Genomic DNA, 15806 nt, shown 5'->3' on the forward strand with positions numbered 1-15806 from the left:
TGTGTGTGTTTTTTTTTTTTTTGTTTTGTTAAATACACAATATGATTTGTGGGTGTGGGTTTTTGGGGGGGGGGGGGGGGGGGGGCGCCCCCGGCCCCGCCCCCCCCCCCCCCCCCGACCGGTCATCTTTCAATACCGTTGACGGCGCTAAGGGCCGGGCGTGTTTCGTCACCGGTGGGCTGGATCACGTCAATTTCGATACCGCGCGCCATGGTGGCCATGGGCAGTCCGTGCGGCATGCCCGCAAAAGGTTCCTGCAGGTCCTTGGCGCTTTTATCCAGCACCAGAAACAGGCAGCCCACAAGGGAAGACCCGAGCGGCGTAATCCATTCCAGCGTCTGAACCATGGAAAGCGGCAGGACGATACAGAAGATATTGACCAGAACCCGTGGCAGGACCGAAAACTGTATGGGCAGGGGCGTGTTGCGGATGCGTTCGAGCCCGCCCTGCGCATTGGCGATATCGGACAGGATACGGTCGATCTGCCCATGTACTGCGCCGTCTATGTTTTTCTTGGCGACTTCGGCCGCGACCCCAAGCCCGATCTGGTAGAGAATGGCGTTGGGCTTGTTGCGGTATCGTGCAATGGCCTCCAGCATGTGTGGCGGCAGCAGGCGGGCGATATCGGCTGATGCGTCGTCCTTGCCCAAAGCCATGCGCAACGCATGCGGGTAGGCGGCTATGGCATACATGAGGTCGTGCCGGTCCCCCAGCAGGGTGCCTGCCTGCCGCCCGAAAGACCGGCAGTTGTTGGTAATGGCCCCCCACAGGGTGCGTGCCTCCCACCACCGGTTATAGGCGCTGTTATTGCGAAAGCCCATGAAAAGAGCCAGTGCGGAGCCGATCAGGGATACGGGGAGGCTGGGCTGCTCCATCCATTCCTGATGGAAAACCTGATAGAGAATGACGACGACTATATCCCAGGTCGCCATAAGCAGAATAATGCCTCGGACTTCATAGGCTATCGTGCGTAGACCCACACGCTGGTCAACAATCATATTAGAAATTCTCCAGTTCTGTCAGACCCGTATTGCCCGCGCCCATTCTAACATGACACAAGGGATATGGTTTTGTGTCGTGACAAGTTTTGTGGCCCTCGAATTATTTTAGGGTCACTTCATGGCGAAAGGTTGAAGGATCGGGTGAGCATGGGCGAACAATCTGCACTGAAGCTGAGAGAAGAACATCGCTGTCACGGTGGCGCTGTCCGGTTTTACGAACATCCATCCACCGCCCTGGGGCTTACGGCCCGGTTCGGCCTGTTCCTGCCGCCCGCCGCCCTGGCGGGGGAGAAAGTGCCCGTTGTCTACGTTCTGGCGGGCCTGACCTGCACGGATGAAACATTTCTGATCAAATCCGCCGTGCTGGCCGAAGCGGCAAGGCTGGGTCTGGCCCTGGTCACGCCCGATACCTCGCCGCGCGGTGCGGGTGTCGCGGGGGAAGATACCGACTGGGATATGGGGACGGGTGCGGGTTTCTACCTGGATGCCACACAGGAGCCCTGGCGCACCCATTACCGGATGGAAACCTACATTACCGAAGAACTGCCCGCCCTGGTTGAGGCGACGTTCCCTCTGGACGGGACAAGGCGCGGTATTACGGGGCATTCCATGGGGGGGCATGGGGCGCTCGTTCACGCCCTGCGCGCACCGGATTTCTGGAAATCGGTTTCGGCTTTCGCGCCCATCGTCCACCCCGCTGCCGTGCCGTGGGGCGAAAAGGCGTTTTCCGCCTATCTGGGCCCGGACCGGGCGAGCTGGCGCAAATACGATACGGTCTGCCTGCTTGAAGACGGTTTTCGCCATCCCTCGACCATTCTGGTCGATCAGGGGGATGCGGACCAGTTCCTCGAGCGCGAACTCCAGCCCTGGCATCTTGAAAAAGCGGCCCAGGCGGCAGGGCAGGCCATTACGCTCCGGCGTCATGCCGAATACGATCATTCCTACTGGTTCGTGCAGAGTTTTGCCGCCGATCACCTGCGCCATCACGCGGCGATCCTGGGGCGTGCGGGATAAAGCTGTTATTCTTGGCTGGCGGGGTTGCGTGCCGCCCCCACCAGCGCGCCCAGCCATTTGATGTATTCTTCGGCCAGAATCCGCAGGGATGTCGGCTGGAACGGGTGCCGCATGGCAGGCGGCGTGACCGGGTAGGGGTATAGGGCCACGTCGGGCAGGGTGCGGCTGAGTTCCAGCATGGCCCGGCGCATATGGTAGCCCGCGGTGACAACAATCAGGCTGCCGATATGGTTGTCTGCAACCCAGGTCGCTGTCTCAGCCGCGTTTTCTATGGTGGAGCGTGCCTGGTAGCCCAGCGTCACGCGCGCTGCCAGATCCTGCGGCGCGGCTGCGGGCAGAAGTGCCCGCAGCGAAGTCTGGGTATCCACGCCTGAAATCAGCAGCAGTCTGGCCCGGTTCTGGGCCAGCAGGCGCAGCGATGTTTCAACCCGGCCGGTCCCCCCCGTCAGGGCCACAATGCCATCGGCGGGGGGGAGTGCCCCTGCGGGCCTGAGCGAATCCCACGCGAACCAGACCAGCCCCGCCAGCACCGCGCAGGCGAGCAGGGCCAGCATACGCGCCGCACGCCGCAGCAGGCTGTTCCTGCGGCGCGGGCCGCGCTTTATGGCAGACGACGCAGCCATAACCGGACCATGACCTGTGTTGTCAGCCAGCAGATCAGTGCTGCGGCCACGGGCAATATCGCAAGCCCTGCCAGCAGGCCCCGCGGCACCATGTCGAAACTGGCTAAAACGGTGCCGGTCAAGGTTGCGTCGAGCGGCGTGTTCAGGGCGGCTCCCTCTGCCATGGGGGCGAAGCTTGCGAAGGGCTGCGCCATGCGAAGCAGAAAAAGCAGGGGCGGGCAGGCCAGTACCGTGCCCACAAAACCGCCGCCCAGCGCGAGTGAGGCGGTTCTGCGGGCAAAGCGCCCGGCAATGTAGCCGTCAGGCGCGCCAAGGCTGTGCAGGGTGGCAATAATGTCGCGCCGTGTCGCAAGGCCGGTATGGGCCGCCTGTCCGGTAATCAGGGCGGCAATGCCGCCTACCGTCAGCAGGGCCAGACCGGCGCAGGTCAGCAGGCTGTTGGCCAGGCTGTGCAGGCGTTCGCTCCACAAGGCGTTCTGTTCCACGATCACGCCGGGCACGGTGGCGGAAAGTGTCTGCTCCAGTGTGGCGGGCAGGTGTTCGGCCTGTGGCAGCGTGACGCGGATCACGGCGGGCAGGGGCAGGGCCGAACGGTCGGATGGACCAAGCCACGGAGCAAGAAGGCGGCTGATTTCCTCAGTGCTGAGGCGGTGTACGTCCGTGCCGGGGGGCAGGCTGGCAAGCTGGGCAAGAACAGCCTCGGCCCGGCTTTGCGCGCCCGGGCGCTGTGCGGGTTCAGTCGCAGGGGCATCAGGTGCGGCTACCTGCGTACCGTCAGCCAGCGCAGGAGCCGATGCCGGGGCGGACACCGGCGCAGGGGCAGGCTGGTCTGGGTCGGGCACCTGGATGGTTACCAGTTGTGCGGCCCCGGCCGCCCAGCGCGCGGCCAGGGCCCGCGCGCCGCTTGCCCCCGCAAGGGTCAGGGCCGCCAGAAAGCCCATCATGGCTACAAGCACGAACAGGCTGCGATCGGGCAGCGCCTCGGACAGGGAAAGGCCATCGCGCCGTTTCGAGAACAGGCCGGTCACGTCTGGGGGTGTCCTTCATCCGCGACAAGCTGGCCGTTTTCCAGCACCAGGGCGGGGCGTGCCAGACGGCGGATCAGCGCCTCATTATGGGTTGCGACAATAACGGTCGTTCCCATGGCGCTAAGCTGGGCGAACATGTCCAGCAGGCGGTGGGCTTGGCTTTCCTCCAGCGCGTTGGTGGGTTCATCAGCCAGGATCAGGCCGGGGCGGTGGATGATGGCGCGCGCAATGGCCGTGCGCTGCTGCTCCCCCCCTGACAGATGTGCCGCCGAGACCCCCATGCGCCTGCCCAGCCCCACCCATTTGAGAATGGCCTCCACCTCGGTCCGGATTTCGTCTTCGCCGCGTTTTTGCAGGCGTAGCGGCAGGGCGACGTTATCGGCAACCGACAGGTCGGGCATGAGCCGGTAGTCCTGATGAACCATGCCGATTCTTTGCCGCAGCCGGACAAGGGCCGCGCGCTTGGTCTGTGTGCTGACAGGCTGGGCCAGAATATCCATCCGCCCGGCGGAGGGCAGGGTTTCGACATGCAACAGGCTGAGCAGGCTGCTTTTACCCGCCCCCGAAGGCCCTAAAAGCCAGCGGAACCCTCCCTGCGGTACACTGACCGACAGGTGGGACAGAACCGGCGCATGATCTTTTTTGCCGCGCCGCCACGAAACATGGTCGAGCCGGATCATCGGTTCGGACCTGAATACGGGGGGGCTTGAACAGGCGTGTGGCGCATGGACCGAGTTTAGCGGACAGAGCCCGTCGCTGTCGATTGTCTGTGGTGCTGCGGCAGGGCGGCGAACACGCTCACCGCTTTGCAGGACTTTGCCCCATGGCACGCAAAGGGACGACTGTGCTATGCCCGTGGCAGAAAAGCATATTTCTGCAAGCAAGCCGCAGCCGTATTGTGCATGGTCAGGTCCAGGCCATGTCGACGCGGGCGAAAAGCCGTGCCAAGAGAGTAGTTATGAAGATTGTCTGTCCTTCCTGCGGCGCGGTCTATCAGGTGCCTCAGGCCCTTCTTGCCAGGCGGCATGCGCTGAAATGTTCAGCCTGTGGCGTCAAATGGCGGATCGGCCCGCCAGATCATGACGGAGCGGCACCCGCCAAGGCCGAGCCGGCACCTGTTGCAGCCCCCGTCGTGGCAGGGGCGGCGGCGGTGGCCGACATGCCGCAGCCACACGCTACGCCGCCAGCCGTACCGCCCGAGCCAGAAACGCAGCCCGCGGAGCCTGAACCCGAGCCAGAACAGGCTGCGGTGCATGATGCCGCTCAGCCCGAGGCAGCGGGGTCGCAGGCAGGTGAGCCCGAACAGCCGGAACAGGTTGCTCCGCCAGAACCGGTAGCCTCTGCGCCTCTGTCATCAATCGTCTTTCCGTTGGTGGAGCAGCCCACTCAGGCCGCCCCCACCCCGGAACCTGCTGAACCGGCAGAGACTGTCGCGGTGGTTCCCGCCGAGCCAGAGGCTCGTGCGCAGGAAGAAGAAAACGCTCAGCAGACGGGTGGGGTGGCGCCGCTGGTCGAGGAACCGGAGCCACCTGAACATACCGGGCCTTCGGCCCCTGCCACCCGACAGGAAAGTGCGGCGGAACCGGTGGCGCCTGTCGTGGCTGAAAGCCCGGCCCAGCCTGTAACGCCAGCGTTTACTCCCGTTGCGCGGAGTGTGTCCCCCGCTGCGCCGCAGGCTGCCGCCACCCCGGTTGCGCAGGACACGCCAGCGCGGGAGCCGTTGGATGAAGTGCCGGTTGCAGAGCCCGAGGCGGTTCAGCCCACTAAGCTATACGCGGCCCCCACGGATGAAGCGGAGCCGGTCGCGCCAGCCGAGCCAGCCGTGCGGGAGGGCCCATATCAGCCGACTGTCAGGCCTGATGCTGGGCATGCCGTCATCGAACATGCCCCGGACGGGTCGTCGGTTTCAGATCATCATGCGGATGCGCATGTCGTGGATGAGGCGGATGTGCCGGGTGACGGGGCATGGCCTTTCGATGCGCCGTCCACCAACCGACGCCTTGACGGGGCCAGGCTGGACCTGCGCCAGCTTGTGCAGAGCCCCCGCTTCTGGTGGGGCGCATGGGCGGGTAGCGTTCTGCTCAGCGTGTTCGCACTGTTCCTCATCTGCCACTGGTGGAACGGGGTTGTGCAGATCTGGCCCGCAGCCGGGCGTCTGCATCTGCCCGGTTGACGTAAGGCTGATCCCCGCAGGCAGTACCTGCGGGGAAACCCCTAGAGGTTGCGGGCGGAAAGGGCCGCCAGTGTGGCCCCGGCGGCGGCCAGCGCCATCAGTTCCACGCCATACCAGATCAGCCCGCTGGCGGTCAGCACATGACCGGCTACAACCAGTTGCTGGGGAATGGCTCCTGCGGCGGATGCGATGGCGTCGCGTGCCTGGGGGTCGGCGGAGGCGGCGGAGCGTGACAGCGTTGCGATCAGCGTCGGCAGGGCAGACCAGGCCACCCCGCCAATAAGCAGGAGCGGCGCGAACAGTTCGGCCACCTGCTGGATGAAATAGAACACGAAGTGGCACACCATCCACACGGCCGTGCGTACCAGCTTGAGGCCCGACAGATGCCATGCCTCGGATGACAGGGCCGCCGGTCGGGGGGCGGAAAGGGGAGAACGCTGGTCCATGGGCCTGTTTTTCCTTCGGGCGGGGTCGCATGCGACCGTGCCGGGTGGGGTGGGTCAAAAAATACTTCTGTCTGTCAGGCCCGTTGGCCTTGGCGGCGTAGTCGTTACGGCCCTTATATAGCGCTTGGCGCGCCCGTGCCACACCCCGCGCCGAGGGTGTTTGCCGCGCTGGCGGAAACACGCGGCGATCACGCAGTCGAGAGCAGACGGCTGGCTGCGTGGGTGGCTATGGTGGGTAACAGGACTTTTTGCGAAAGGCAGCCAGTTGTGGCGGTAGTCGGGACATCATGGATTTTCACGCCTGTAATGTAATGTTCGCCGGTGTCGACGCGGCGCTGGAAACCCGCCTGGGCGAGGTACTGGCCCAGACCGGGCTCAAGCTGCGTTCAAGCGTGGATGGCCGTTCGGTGTTCGCAGGTTTCGACGAAGAACTGCCAGACCTGCTGCTGGTGCCCGAAAGACTGCCCGACATGACCGCCGTGCAGCTTTGCCAGCACCTGCGCCTGAACGCCGCCACACGGGGTATTCCCGTAGTGGTGCTGATGCAGGCCGGGCATGAGGGGCATGAGCGCGAGGTGCTGGAACGCGGGGCGGATGTCTGTTTCTGCGTGACCGATGACCCGGCTTTTCTGCTGTTCCGTATCCGCACCCTGCTGCGCGAATACGGCGCCGATTCAGCCGAGCGCGAGGGCGTGGTTTTCCGCCAGCCCATGGTGGCCGTCGTGACGGCGGTGGGGGGCGCATTATGGACATGGCCGGGAGAAAGTGCGGAGCCAGCGTCTGCGGCGTCACTCCAGTCCAATGGGGGTTTGCCCGCAATGGGCGCTGCCCCGGCCCTGGTGGAAATGCTGCGTCGCAACGGCCAGGAGGCGACCTTGGTGGACGACCCCGAGCGCCTGGAACTGACGGGGGGCAACACCGGCTGCGCGCAGGCGGACTGCATGGTGGTGGATCTGGCCTGTCCGGCGTTCGACGGGTTGGCTCTGGTGCGTACGATCGCGGCTTTCAGGCGGCGTACCCGCCAGTGCACCCGCATATTGGGCATGGTGGAAAGAGGGCAGTTGTCCAGCCTGAAAGTGCGGCAGGTGTTCGAAGCCGGAATAGACGATCTGGTGGATACCGATATCAGTCCCGACCTGCTGGTGGCGCGTATTGCAACCCTTGTCCGCCGCAAAAGCCTGCAGGACGAAGTGCGGCGGGAGGAAGCGCATATCGAAAGTGCCCGTGCCCGTATGGCGCTGGCGGATGCCCTGCGCCGCGTGAACGAGGATCTGGCCGCCGCCAACCGCAAGCTGATCGACGCGCAGGCCAAACTTGTCCAGTCCGCCAAAATGGCGTCGCTGGGGGAACTGGCGGCGGGGATCGCGCATGAATTCAACAACCCGCTGGCGTTCGTGCTCGCCCATGAAAACACCGTCAAACGCAGCATGGAACAGGCCCTTCAGGCCGTGCGCGAGGCCGATACGGCCGCGGCGGAAATGGCTCTTTCAAAAGGGTCCGAACGGCTTGCATCCTCGTTGGTGGGGCTTTCGCGGCTGCGGGAACTGGTGGCCAGCCTGCGTCGTTTTTCCCGGCTGGAGGAAGGCGAGTTCCGGCGGCTGGACGTGCCCGAAACCATGGCCATGGTGCTGACCCTGCTGGCCCCCAAGTTCGGGCAGGAAATAGACGTGACATGCGATCTTGCGGCCCCGCCCGAACTGGTGTGCCAGGCGGCTCTGGTCAATCAGGTTGTCATGAACATTGTCAGTAACGCGGCTGACGCCATTGAGGAAAAGCGCGAACGCAGTTTTGGCGGGGGCAGCGGCGCTGGCGGGCGGAACCGCATTCTCATCCAGTCCATGCTGGAACGGCGCGAGGGCGAAGGCGGCATGGATTACGTGGTGCGGGTCAGCGATTCCGGTCCGGGCGTGCCGCCGGACCTGCAGGAACGCGTTTTTGAACCGTTTTTTACCACAAAACCCGTAGGTTCGGGCACCGGACTGGGACTGGCCACCGCTTATGGCGTTGTGCAGGCGCACGGTGGGAGTATTGTTATAACACGGTCGGAGGTCCTCGGTGGGGCCTGTTTCACCATTCGTGTGCCGTATAGAGCAGCAGAGGAGAGGCGCGGTGAGTACGTTGCCTGAAACGGTGGAGCGTCCTGTCGTGCTTGTCGTGGATGACGAGCCTGAAATTCTGGTCGCCCTCGCGGACCTGCTGGAGGGCAGCTACAGCGTTCTGACCGCATCCTCCGGGGAGGAGGGACTGGCTCTGCTGCGTGCCAATCCCGATGTGGCGGTCATGATCTCGGACCAGCGCATGCCGGGCATGACGGGGGATGTGTTCTTTGCCCATGCGCGGGAACTGACCGGTGCGGGCGCGATCCTGCTGACGGGATATGCGGATATTTCGGCAATAGAGGCGGCCCTCAATCGGGGGCAGATTTCCTTTTTCGCCTACAAGCCATGGGATGATGAAACCCTGCTGTCCATGGTGGGGCAGGCGGCGGATCGCTACCGGCTTGAAAACGAACTTGCCCGTGAGCGCCTTCTGCTGCGCGGCCTGCTGGAAAACCTGCCGTTCGGGCTGGCCTTCAAGGATCAGGATGGCTGCTTTATCCGGCTCAACCAGCAGATGGCGCGCCAGTTCGGCCTGTCGGTGGCCGATTGCCTCGGCCGCCGGGAAGAAGACCTGATCGATGGCGCGAGGCTTGAAAGCCTGACCCAGGCCCAGGCCGATCTCGCCGCCTCGGGACGGGACCAGCAGGTGCTCCAGCTTCCGGGGGAAGACGGGCAGACCCGCTGGCATGACCTGACCCGCGTGCGGCTGTACAGCCTGCGCAACGAACCCGTGGACCTGCCGGCCCTGTCCGATTATTCCATCCTGATCGATCGGGATGTGACGGAACTGCTCAGCCTGGAACAGCGGTTGCGGCAGGCGCAGAAAATGCAGGCCATCGGCACGCTGGCCGGCGGTATCGCGCATGATTTCAATAATCTGCTCACCGCGATCCAGGGCTCGCTCGAACTGGTGCAGGATCTCGAACCCCCGCGTGAACCCAACGTGGCCCGGCTTTACCACAACGCGATGGAAGCGGCGCGCAGGGGCGCGGTACTGACCGGCAAGCTGCTGGACTTCAGCCGCCCGCGGCATCTGTCCTGCCAGCGGGTGGATGTGGTCGAGGCCATGGAAAACCTGCAGGGCTTCATGCGGCAGGGCAAGGTGCCAACGGAAATTCGTGGTGCGCTGGATACGGCCATCCCCGAAGGCAACAGCCGCCTGAGCAGCGTGCAGTTCATTCTGCCCCAGGACCCGCTGCCCCCGGTATGGACCGATGCCGTGCAACTTCAGCTTGCGGTGTTCAGCCAGTGCATCAACGCGCTGGATGCCCAGCCGGAAGGTGGCAGCACCAGTGTTATCGTGCGTCTGGCTCCGCGCCTGCTGGGGCGCCATGTCGGCAAGGCCCATGCGGAGGCCTGGGTGGTGGTGCAGGTGCTGGACCGGGGCGTGGGCATGACGGAGGAAATGCAGGCCCGTATTTTCGACCCGTTCTTTACCACCAAGGATGTCGGGCAGGGATCGGGGCTGGGCCTGTCCATGATCTACGGCTTTATCAGCCATTGCGGGGGCGAGGTGCGGGTGGAAAGCGTGCCCGGAGGAGGCACCTCGGTCGAGATGTGGCTGCCGGCCATGGACCAGGCGCTGGCCGAGGCCATTCCGCCGCAGCCGGTCCAGAAGGTGCGGCAGGTGGCGCGGGTTCTGTCTTCGAACGGTGCGGGTGAGGTCATTCTGGTGGTGGATGACGAACCGGGGGTGCGGGCTGTCACGGCCGGGTTCCTCAAACGTGCGGGATATGACGTAGTGGAATCCGCCAGCGGGGCGGACGCGCTGGAGGTGGTGAAGACCCGTGCGGATATCGCCCTTGTGGTGATGGATGTGATGATGCCGGGCATGAACGGGGGCGAAGCCGCCCGCCATATCCATGCCCTGCGGCCCCAGCTACCGGTCCTGTTTGTAACCGGCTACGCGGATTATGGCCTGTTGCCCGACGGAGTTTCCATCCTGCACAAGCCTTACACGCGTGACGCATTGCTGGGCGATGTCAGGGCGATGCTGGCCGCATAGGTGTTTCCCCCTTGTGCTGGCGGCAGGAAGACCTATCTTTCTGGACATCATGGAAAATACACATCTTTCATCACACGACCCTGTTGGCTGGCACGGAACGACCATTCTGTGCGTGCGGCGGGGGGCTCAGGTCGCCATGGCCGGTGACGGTCAGGTCACGCTGGGTGCGACTGTTATCAAGGGCAACGCCCGCAAGGTCAGGCGCATTGGCCCGTCGGGCAGTATTCTGGCCGGGTTCGCGGGGGCTACGGCCGACGCGTTCACCCTGCTTGAACGGCTTGAAGCCAAGCTGGAGCGCTATCCCAACCAGTTGGAACGCGCCTGCGTGGAACTGGCCAAGGACTGGCGCACGGACCGCTACCTGCGCCGGCTGGAAGCCATGATGGCGGTGGCGGACGCCGAACATTCCTATACGCTGACAGGCAATGGCGACGTGCTGGAGCCAGAGGACGGCGTGATCGCCATCGGTTCGGGCGGAAATTACGCGCTGTCGGCTGCCCGGGCGCTGCTGACGGTCGAAGGGCTGGATGCGGAAGAAATTGTCCGCCGCTCCATGAAAATCGCGGGCGATATCTGCGTTTATACCAACCATTCCGTCAGGGTGGAAACGCTGGAAAACTCACGCAGCACGGGAGACGCCTGATGGACGCCGCCAATCTGTCCCCCCGCGAAATTACCGCTGAACTCGACCGCTTCATTGTCGGGCAGGCCGACGCCAAGCGCGCCGTGGCCATCGCCCTGCGCAACCGCTGGCGGCGGGCGCAACTGCCCGAAGGCCTGCGCGAGGAGGTCGTGCCCAAGAACATTCTCATGATCGGGCCAACGGGCTGCGGCAAGACCGAGATTGCGCGCAGGCTGGCAAAGCTCGCGCATGCCCCGTTCCTTAAGGTCGAGGCCACCAAGTTTACCGAAGTCGGCTATGTGGGCCGCGATGTGGACAGCATTGTCCGCGACCTGGTGGATGCGGCTATTGTCATGCTCAAGAACGACCGCCGCAAAGGGGTGGAGGAGCAAGCCGCCCATGCGGCGGAAGAACGTATTATTACCGCGCTGGTGGGGGAGGCATCGTCCGCCGACACCAAAAGCCGGTTCCGTTCCATGCTGCGCAGCGGGCAACTGGAAGACAAGGAAATCGACATCGCGGTTGCCGAAGCGCCGCCAGCCGGTGGCGGTGAAATGCCCGGTGTGGTTCCCGGCCAGGTCATCAATTTCGGGGAGATGATGAAGTCGTTCATGAACCGTGCCCCCCGCCAGCGCAAGCTGACGGTGGCGGCGGCGCGTGAACTGCTCCAGCGCGAGGAAGCGGAAAGACTGCTCGATAACGAGGCCCTCACGCGGGAGGCCGTGGCCATCGCGCAGGATAACGGCATCGTTTTCCTCGACGAGATCGACAAGGTGTGCGCGCGTTCGTCCGAAGGTGGCATAAAAGGCGGCGATGTCTCGCGCGAAGGGGTGCAGCGCGACCTGCTGCCCCTGATCGAGGGCACGACGGTTTCGACCAAACACGGTCCGGTCAAGACCGATCATATCCTCTTTATCGCCTCGGGCGCGTTCCATCTTGCAAAGCCGTCCGACCTGCTGCCGGAATTGCAGGGGCGGCTTCCCATTCGTGTCGAGCTTCAGCCTCTCACACGCGAGGATCTGCGCCGAATCCTGACCGACCCCGAACATTCGCTGATCAAGCAGTATGTCGCCCTGCTCGGGACAGAAGACATTGCGCTGGACTTCACGGATGGCGCGGTGGACGCTCTGGCCGAACTGGCGGCGGATGTGAACGAGCGCGTGGAAAACATAGGCGCGCGCAGGCTGGCCACGGTTCTGGAAAAACTGCTGGAGGACGTGTCCTTCACGGCCAGCGAACGCAAGGGCGAGCGCGTGGAAATTACCGCCGCCATGGTCCATGACAAGGTGGCTCCCCTGGCCCATAAGGGCGATCTGAGCAGGTTTATTCTTTGATGGAAGCACCTTTTATTACCCCGCCCGAAGCAACGGCGGCGGAGGCGATCGATGCCATTCGCGATGAACTGGACGTTTTTGACGACTGGATGGAGCGCTACCAGTACATCATAGAAATGGGTCGCAAGCTCCCGCCTTTTCCGCCGCAATGGTGTAATGACGCCCACCGGGTGCCGGGGTGCCAGAGCCAGGTCTGGCTGGAGGAAAAACAGGAGGGTGACCGCCTGTATTTTGCCGGCCTGTCCGATGCGGCCATTGTCAGCGGGCTGGTGGCGTTGCTGCTGCGGGTCTATTCCGGCCGAACCCGTGCTGAAATCGAGGCTACAGACCCTTCGTTTCTGCGCGAACTGGGGCTGGTGCAGGCTCTGTCCACCAATCGCGGAAACGGGGTGGAGGCCATGGCGCGCGCGATCCGTTCCGCCGCCATGGTGTAAGGCGGGGCAACCAAGCCTGAAAAGGAATAAAAGTTTTTGGTGAAGCTTTTTTCAAAAAGCTTCGAGAAACTTCGCCTTTTAAAAAAGGGGACGCTCGGAAACTTTTCTATGTAGCCGCCCCATTCCATAGGCTGGCGTTTAAAACATAAGCGGCACAAAGAAAAATAACGGCGGCCCGATCTGATCGGGCCGCCCTTTTTCGTATCATGGTGGTGTCGGGCAGCTCAGGTCGTAGCGCCGCCCTTGGCCTGCAACGCCTTGAGCACATCCGCCGGGCGAATGGGCAGGTGACGCAGGCGCACGCCCACGGCATTGAAAATGGCGTTGCCAATGGCCGGGGCAATGGTGGTTACACCCGGTTCGCCAAGGCCCATGGGTTTTTCCGTGCTGGGCAGGAATTCGATCTCCATTTCCGGCACGTCGGCAATGCGCAGCGGTGTGTAGGTGTTCAGGTTCCGGTCGCGCACGTTGCCGTTCTCGATTTCGGTCCCTTCGAACAGCGCCATGCTCAGCCCCCACAGCGCACCGCCTTCGGTCTGGGCAATCGCACCGTCGGGGTCGATGATCGTGCCTGCATCCAGCACCAGCCAGATTTTCTCGCACACTACCACGCCGGTCTTGCGGTCCACCCGTACCCGTGCGGCACCCGCGGTCCAGGTCGGCATGCCGCGTTCCTGGCCGAAGGTGGTGGCAATGCCGATAGCCGTATCCTTGGGCAGTTCCGTCCTGCCGTAGCCGCATTTTTCCGCCAGGTGCCGCAGCACATTGGCCTGGCGGCTTGCCCCGCCCACGGAATCAGGCGCGCTGCCGGCATTGCGACCCGTGCTTTCGAGTATGGACAGCCGCAGGGTAACGGGGTCCTTGCCCGTGGCATGGGCCACTTCGTCCAGAAAGCTTTCATGCGCCCAGGGCGTCCAGCCGGAACTGACCGAACGCAGCCAGCCGGGGCGGAACGTGTCATCCGCCAGATCGTTGTCCAGTGCGCGCACCAGCATGGGGCCGACGGTGTACCAGTGATCCGCCCCGGCAATGGCGAACTGGTCGTAAGGCTTGCCGTCCTCACCTTTCTGCATGAACGGCTCGGCCATGACGCGTGTGGGCCACCCGGCCGAGGCATGGTGTTCCCAGCCGTTGATCGTGCCATCCTTGCCCAGTCCGGCCCGGACTGTCTGGATGGAGGGCGAGCGGATGGAATCGAACTGCGCATCGTCCGAGCGGGTGAAGATCAGCTTGACCGGCTTGCCGCCAATCGCCTTGGAAATCAGCGCCGCAGGTACCGCATAGTCGCCGTTCAGACGCCGCCCGAAGCCCCCGCCCAGCAGGTAGCTGCGCATGACGACCTTCGATTCAGGCACATCGAGCGCCTTGGCGATAACCGGCAGGAACAGGGACTGCCACTGGTTGCCGCAATGCACTTCCCATACGCCGTCATGCAGTCGGGCCAGCGCATTCATGGGTTCAAGCTGGTAATGCAGCACGGATGAGCAGGTGTAGGTCTGCTCGAACACGTGATCGGCCTGCGCCAGCGCCTTGTCCACACCCGGATCGTTGAACACGCGTGTGCCGCCGGTCTTGTCGGCAATCTGCTTGCGACCGTGTTCGATAATGTCACTTTCGGTCACGTTGGCGGTCTTGCCCGCGGTCCACGTGACTTTCAGCGCATCGGTCGCGCGGATGGCGGCCGGGTAGGTGGAGGCCAGCACCGCCACCCAGCCCGGCACCGTGCCCGACGGGTCATGGAGCACAACGTAGCGGATATAGCCCTTGACCTTTTTGGCCTCCGTATCATCGACCGAGACAACTTTGGAGCCATAGCGCGTAGGCGGCAGCTTGGGGCGGGCATAGACCATGCCATCAAGCTTGGCGTCGATCCCGTAAATGGCCGTGCCATCGGTCTTGGAGGGAATGTCCAGCGCCTTGACATCGCGCCCGATCAGCCGTCGTTCGGCTGGGGGCTTAAGCGGCAGCTTGGCCATTTCCTCGGGCGTGAAGCGACGGTCGGGATGCGCGCGGCTGACAATGTCGCCATAGGTAATGGAACGCTCACCCGCGATCACGCTGCCGTTGCGCGCGGTGCAGGCTGTGGGGGACACCCCCAGCAGCTTGGCACCTTCTTCCACCATGACAGTGCGCGCGGCGGCGCCGGCCTGGCGGAACTGGTCCCATGTCATCCACACGGACCACGACCCACCCGTGACCATCAGGCCCCATTTGGGGTCCGTGTCCACGTAGGTAATGCGTACCTTGTTCCAGTCGGCTTCCATTTCATCCGCGATGATCCGGGCCAGTGCCGTGCCGACATGCTGGCCCATTTCCGCGCGGATGATGTTGACGTTCACCCACCCGTCCGGGGCGATGGAACACCAGATGGTGGGTTCGAACACGCCACCGGCGGGCTGGTCGGCCGCCATCTGCGGGAAAACCTGTGCCGCCTGGCCCGGTCGCGCGAACCCGAACAGGAAGGACGTGCCGGCCGCGGTCAGCAGAAAACCGCGGCGGGTGGGGCCCAGCCCCGCCGCGCGGTCCTGGCGCGCGGCCATGCGTTCGAGCTTACCCATGAGACGTCTCCTCCCGCAGGGTGGCGGCTGCTTTCTTGATGGCCTTGCGAATACGGACATAGGTCATGCAACGGCACAGGCTGCCGCCCATGACACCGTCGATCTGCTCGTCCGTCGGGTCCGGGTAGTCCTTGAGCAGGCTGACCACCTGCATGATCTGCCCCGACTGGCAGTACCCGCATTGCGGAACCTGGATGTCTTTCCAGGCTTCCTGCACGGGGTGCTGGCCCTGCGGGTGCAGCCCTTCGATGGTGGTGACGTCCGCCCCTTCTATGGAACTGAGCGGCGTTATGCACGAACGCGTGGCGCGCCCGCCCACCAGCACGGTGCACGCACCGCACTGGCCAACGCCGCAGCCGAACTTGGTGCCGGTCTGGTCCAGCTCGTCCCGCAGGGCCCAGAGCAGGGGGGTGTCTTCTGGCACATCGACGACAACGTCACGGCCGTTGAGTTTGAACTTGGTCATCTC

14 protein-coding genes are annotated in these 15806 nt (G+C 63.9%); 7 read left to right on the forward strand and 7 right to left on the reverse strand.

The annotated features are described in order from the left end of the window. Nucleotides 1-122 precede the first annotated feature (122 nt). Nucleotides 123-998, reverse strand: a complete 876-nt coding sequence (locus tag ABF990_RS00280) for a bestrophin family protein (protein WP_415490950.1) — start codon at nt 996-998, stop codon at nt 123-125. A 150-nt stretch (nt 999-1148) separates the two neighbouring features. Here ABF990_RS00280 and fghA point away from each other — a divergent pair, with 150 nt between their 5' ends. Continuing rightward, nucleotides 1149-2015, forward strand: a complete 867-nt coding sequence (fghA, locus tag ABF990_RS00285) for an S-formylglutathione hydrolase (RefSeq protein WP_415500930.1) — start codon at nt 1149-1151, stop codon at nt 2013-2015. Nucleotides 2016-2020: 5 nt separating this feature from the next. Here the strand turns inward: fghA and ABF990_RS00290 are convergent, their stop codons facing one another. From ABF990_RS00290 to ABF990_RS00300, 3 genes are read right to left on the reverse strand one after another with little or no spacing between them, the layout of a single operon-like run. Continuing rightward, nucleotides 2021-2569, reverse strand: coding sequence for a YdcF family protein (locus ABF990_RS00290; RefSeq protein WP_415490973.1), 549 nt, complete (start codon nt 2567-2569; stop codon nt 2021-2023). A 47-nt stretch (nt 2570-2616) separates the two neighbouring features. Next, nucleotides 2617-3666 (reverse strand): cell division protein FtsX, encoded by a 1050-nt coding sequence (locus ABF990_RS00295; RefSeq protein WP_415490952.1) that lies wholly within the window; start codon nt 3664-3666, stop codon nt 2617-2619. After that, entirely contained in the window at nt 3663-4346 is a 684-nt protein-coding gene (locus tag ABF990_RS00300) for a cell division ATP-binding protein FtsE (protein ID WP_415490953.1), read from the reverse strand. Before ABF990_RS00300 ends, ABF990_RS00295 begins: the two co-directional genes overlap by 4 nt. Before the next feature lie 278 nt (nt 4347-4624). Between ABF990_RS00300 and ABF990_RS00305 the strand changes: the two genes are divergently transcribed. Next, nucleotides 4625-5839, forward strand: coding sequence for a zinc-ribbon domain-containing protein (locus ABF990_RS00305; protein ID WP_415500931.1), 1215 nt, complete (start codon nt 4625-4627; stop codon nt 5837-5839). 41 nt (nt 5840-5880) lie between these two features. On the opposite strand, the gene ABF990_RS00310 is transcribed toward ABF990_RS00305, so the two are convergent. Then, nucleotides 5881-6285 (reverse strand): hypothetical protein, encoded by a 405-nt coding sequence (locus tag ABF990_RS00310; RefSeq protein WP_415490955.1) that lies wholly within the window; start codon nt 6283-6285, stop codon nt 5881-5883. 311 nt (nt 6286-6596) lie between these two features. Between ABF990_RS00310 and ABF990_RS00315 the strand changes: the two genes are divergently transcribed. From ABF990_RS00315 to ABF990_RS00335, 5 genes are read left to right on the forward strand one after another with little or no spacing between them, the layout of a single operon-like run. Then, nucleotides 6597-8411, forward strand: coding sequence for an ATP-binding protein (locus tag ABF990_RS00315; RefSeq protein WP_415490956.1), 1815 nt, complete (start codon nt 6597-6599; stop codon nt 8409-8411). Continuing rightward, a complete protein-coding gene (locus ABF990_RS00320; RefSeq protein ID WP_415500932.1) occupies nt 8395-10389 on the forward strand; it encodes a response regulator in 1995 nt (664 codons plus the stop codon). Before ABF990_RS00315 ends, ABF990_RS00320 begins: the two co-directional genes overlap by 17 nt. Nucleotides 10390-10438: 49 nt before the next feature. After that, nucleotides 10439-11032, forward strand: a complete 594-nt coding sequence (hslV, locus tag ABF990_RS00325) for an ATP-dependent protease subunit HslV (RefSeq protein WP_415490958.1) — start codon at nt 10439-10441, stop codon at nt 11030-11032. Continuing rightward, nucleotides 11032-12345 carry an ATP-dependent protease ATPase subunit HslU gene (gene hslU / locus ABF990_RS00330; protein ID WP_415490959.1) on the forward strand — a complete coding sequence of 438 codons (1314 nt, stop codon included), beginning with the start codon at nt 11032-11034 and terminating at the stop codon, nt 12343-12345. The genes hslV and hslU overlap by 1 nt, the downstream gene beginning before the upstream one ends. Then, entirely contained in the window at nt 12345-12779 is a 435-nt protein-coding gene (locus ABF990_RS00335) for a SufE family protein (RefSeq protein WP_415490960.1), read from the forward strand. The genes hslU and ABF990_RS00335 overlap by 1 nt, the downstream gene beginning before the upstream one ends. A 224-nt stretch (nt 12780-13003) precedes the next feature. Here ABF990_RS00335 and ABF990_RS00340 read toward each other — a convergent pair whose 3' ends face one another. Both ABF990_RS00340 and ABF990_RS00345 read right to left on the reverse strand, forming a co-directional pair. Continuing rightward, nucleotides 13004-15337 (reverse strand): molybdopterin cofactor-binding domain-containing protein, encoded by a 2334-nt coding sequence (locus tag ABF990_RS00340; protein WP_415490961.1) that lies wholly within the window; start codon nt 15335-15337, stop codon nt 13004-13006. Further along, on the reverse strand, nt 15330-15803 hold the full coding sequence (locus tag ABF990_RS00345; protein WP_415490962.1) for a (2Fe-2S)-binding protein: 474 nt from the start codon (nt 15801-15803) through the stop codon (nt 15330-15332). The genes ABF990_RS00340 and ABF990_RS00345 overlap by 8 nt, the downstream gene beginning before the upstream one ends. Between the last annotated feature and the right edge of the window lie 3 nt (nt 15804-15806).

This window comes from Acetobacter sp. (assembly GCF_047723915.1).
Lineage (GTDB): Bacteria > Pseudomonadota > Alphaproteobacteria > Acetobacterales > Acetobacteraceae > Acetobacter.

What these genes read in the sequence shown, in the direction of transcription:
- fghA (WP_415500930.1), top strand. Translation starts at nt 1,149, where the DNA reads ATGGGCGAACAATCTGCACTGAAGCTGAGAGAAGAACATCGCTGTCAC.
- ABF990_RS00290 (WP_415490973.1), bottom strand. Translation starts at nt 2,569, where the DNA reads ATGCTGGCCCTGCTCGCCTGCGCGGTGCTGGCGGGGCTGGTCTGGTTC.
- ABF990_RS00315 (WP_415490956.1), top strand. Translation starts at nt 6,597, where the DNA reads ATGTTCGCCGGTGTCGACGCGGCGCTGGAAACCCGCCTGGGCGAGGTA.
- ABF990_RS00335 (WP_415490960.1), top strand. Translation starts at nt 12,345, where the DNA reads ATGGAAGCACCTTTTATTACCCCGCCCGAAGCAACGGCGGCGGAGGCG.
- hslV (WP_415490958.1), top strand. Translation starts at nt 10,439, where the DNA reads ATGGAAAATACACATCTTTCATCACACGACCCTGTTGGCTGGCACGGA.
- ABF990_RS00310 (WP_415490955.1), bottom strand. Translation starts at nt 6,285, where the DNA reads ATGGACCAGCGTTCTCCCCTTTCCGCCCCCCGACCGGCGGCCCTGTCA.
- ABF990_RS00345 (WP_415490962.1), bottom strand. Translation starts at nt 15,803, where the DNA reads ATGACCAAGTTCAAACTCAACGGCCGTGACGTTGTCGTCGATGTGCCA.
- ABF990_RS00280 (WP_415490950.1), bottom strand. Translation starts at nt 998, where the DNA reads ATGATTGTTGACCAGCGTGTGGGTCTACGCACGATAGCCTATGAAGTC.
- ABF990_RS00305 (WP_415500931.1), top strand. Translation starts at nt 4,625, where the DNA reads ATGAAGATTGTCTGTCCTTCCTGCGGCGCGGTCTATCAGGTGCCTCAG.
- hslU (WP_415490959.1), top strand. Translation starts at nt 11,032, where the DNA reads ATGGACGCCGCCAATCTGTCCCCCCGCGAAATTACCGCTGAACTCGAC.
- ABF990_RS00340 (WP_415490961.1), bottom strand. Translation starts at nt 15,337, where the DNA reads ATGGGTAAGCTCGAACGCATGGCCGCGCGCCAGGACCGCGCGGCGGGG.
- ABF990_RS00300 (WP_415490953.1), bottom strand. Translation starts at nt 4,346, where the DNA reads ATGATCCGGCTCGACCATGTTTCGTGGCGGCGCGGCAAAAAAGATCAT.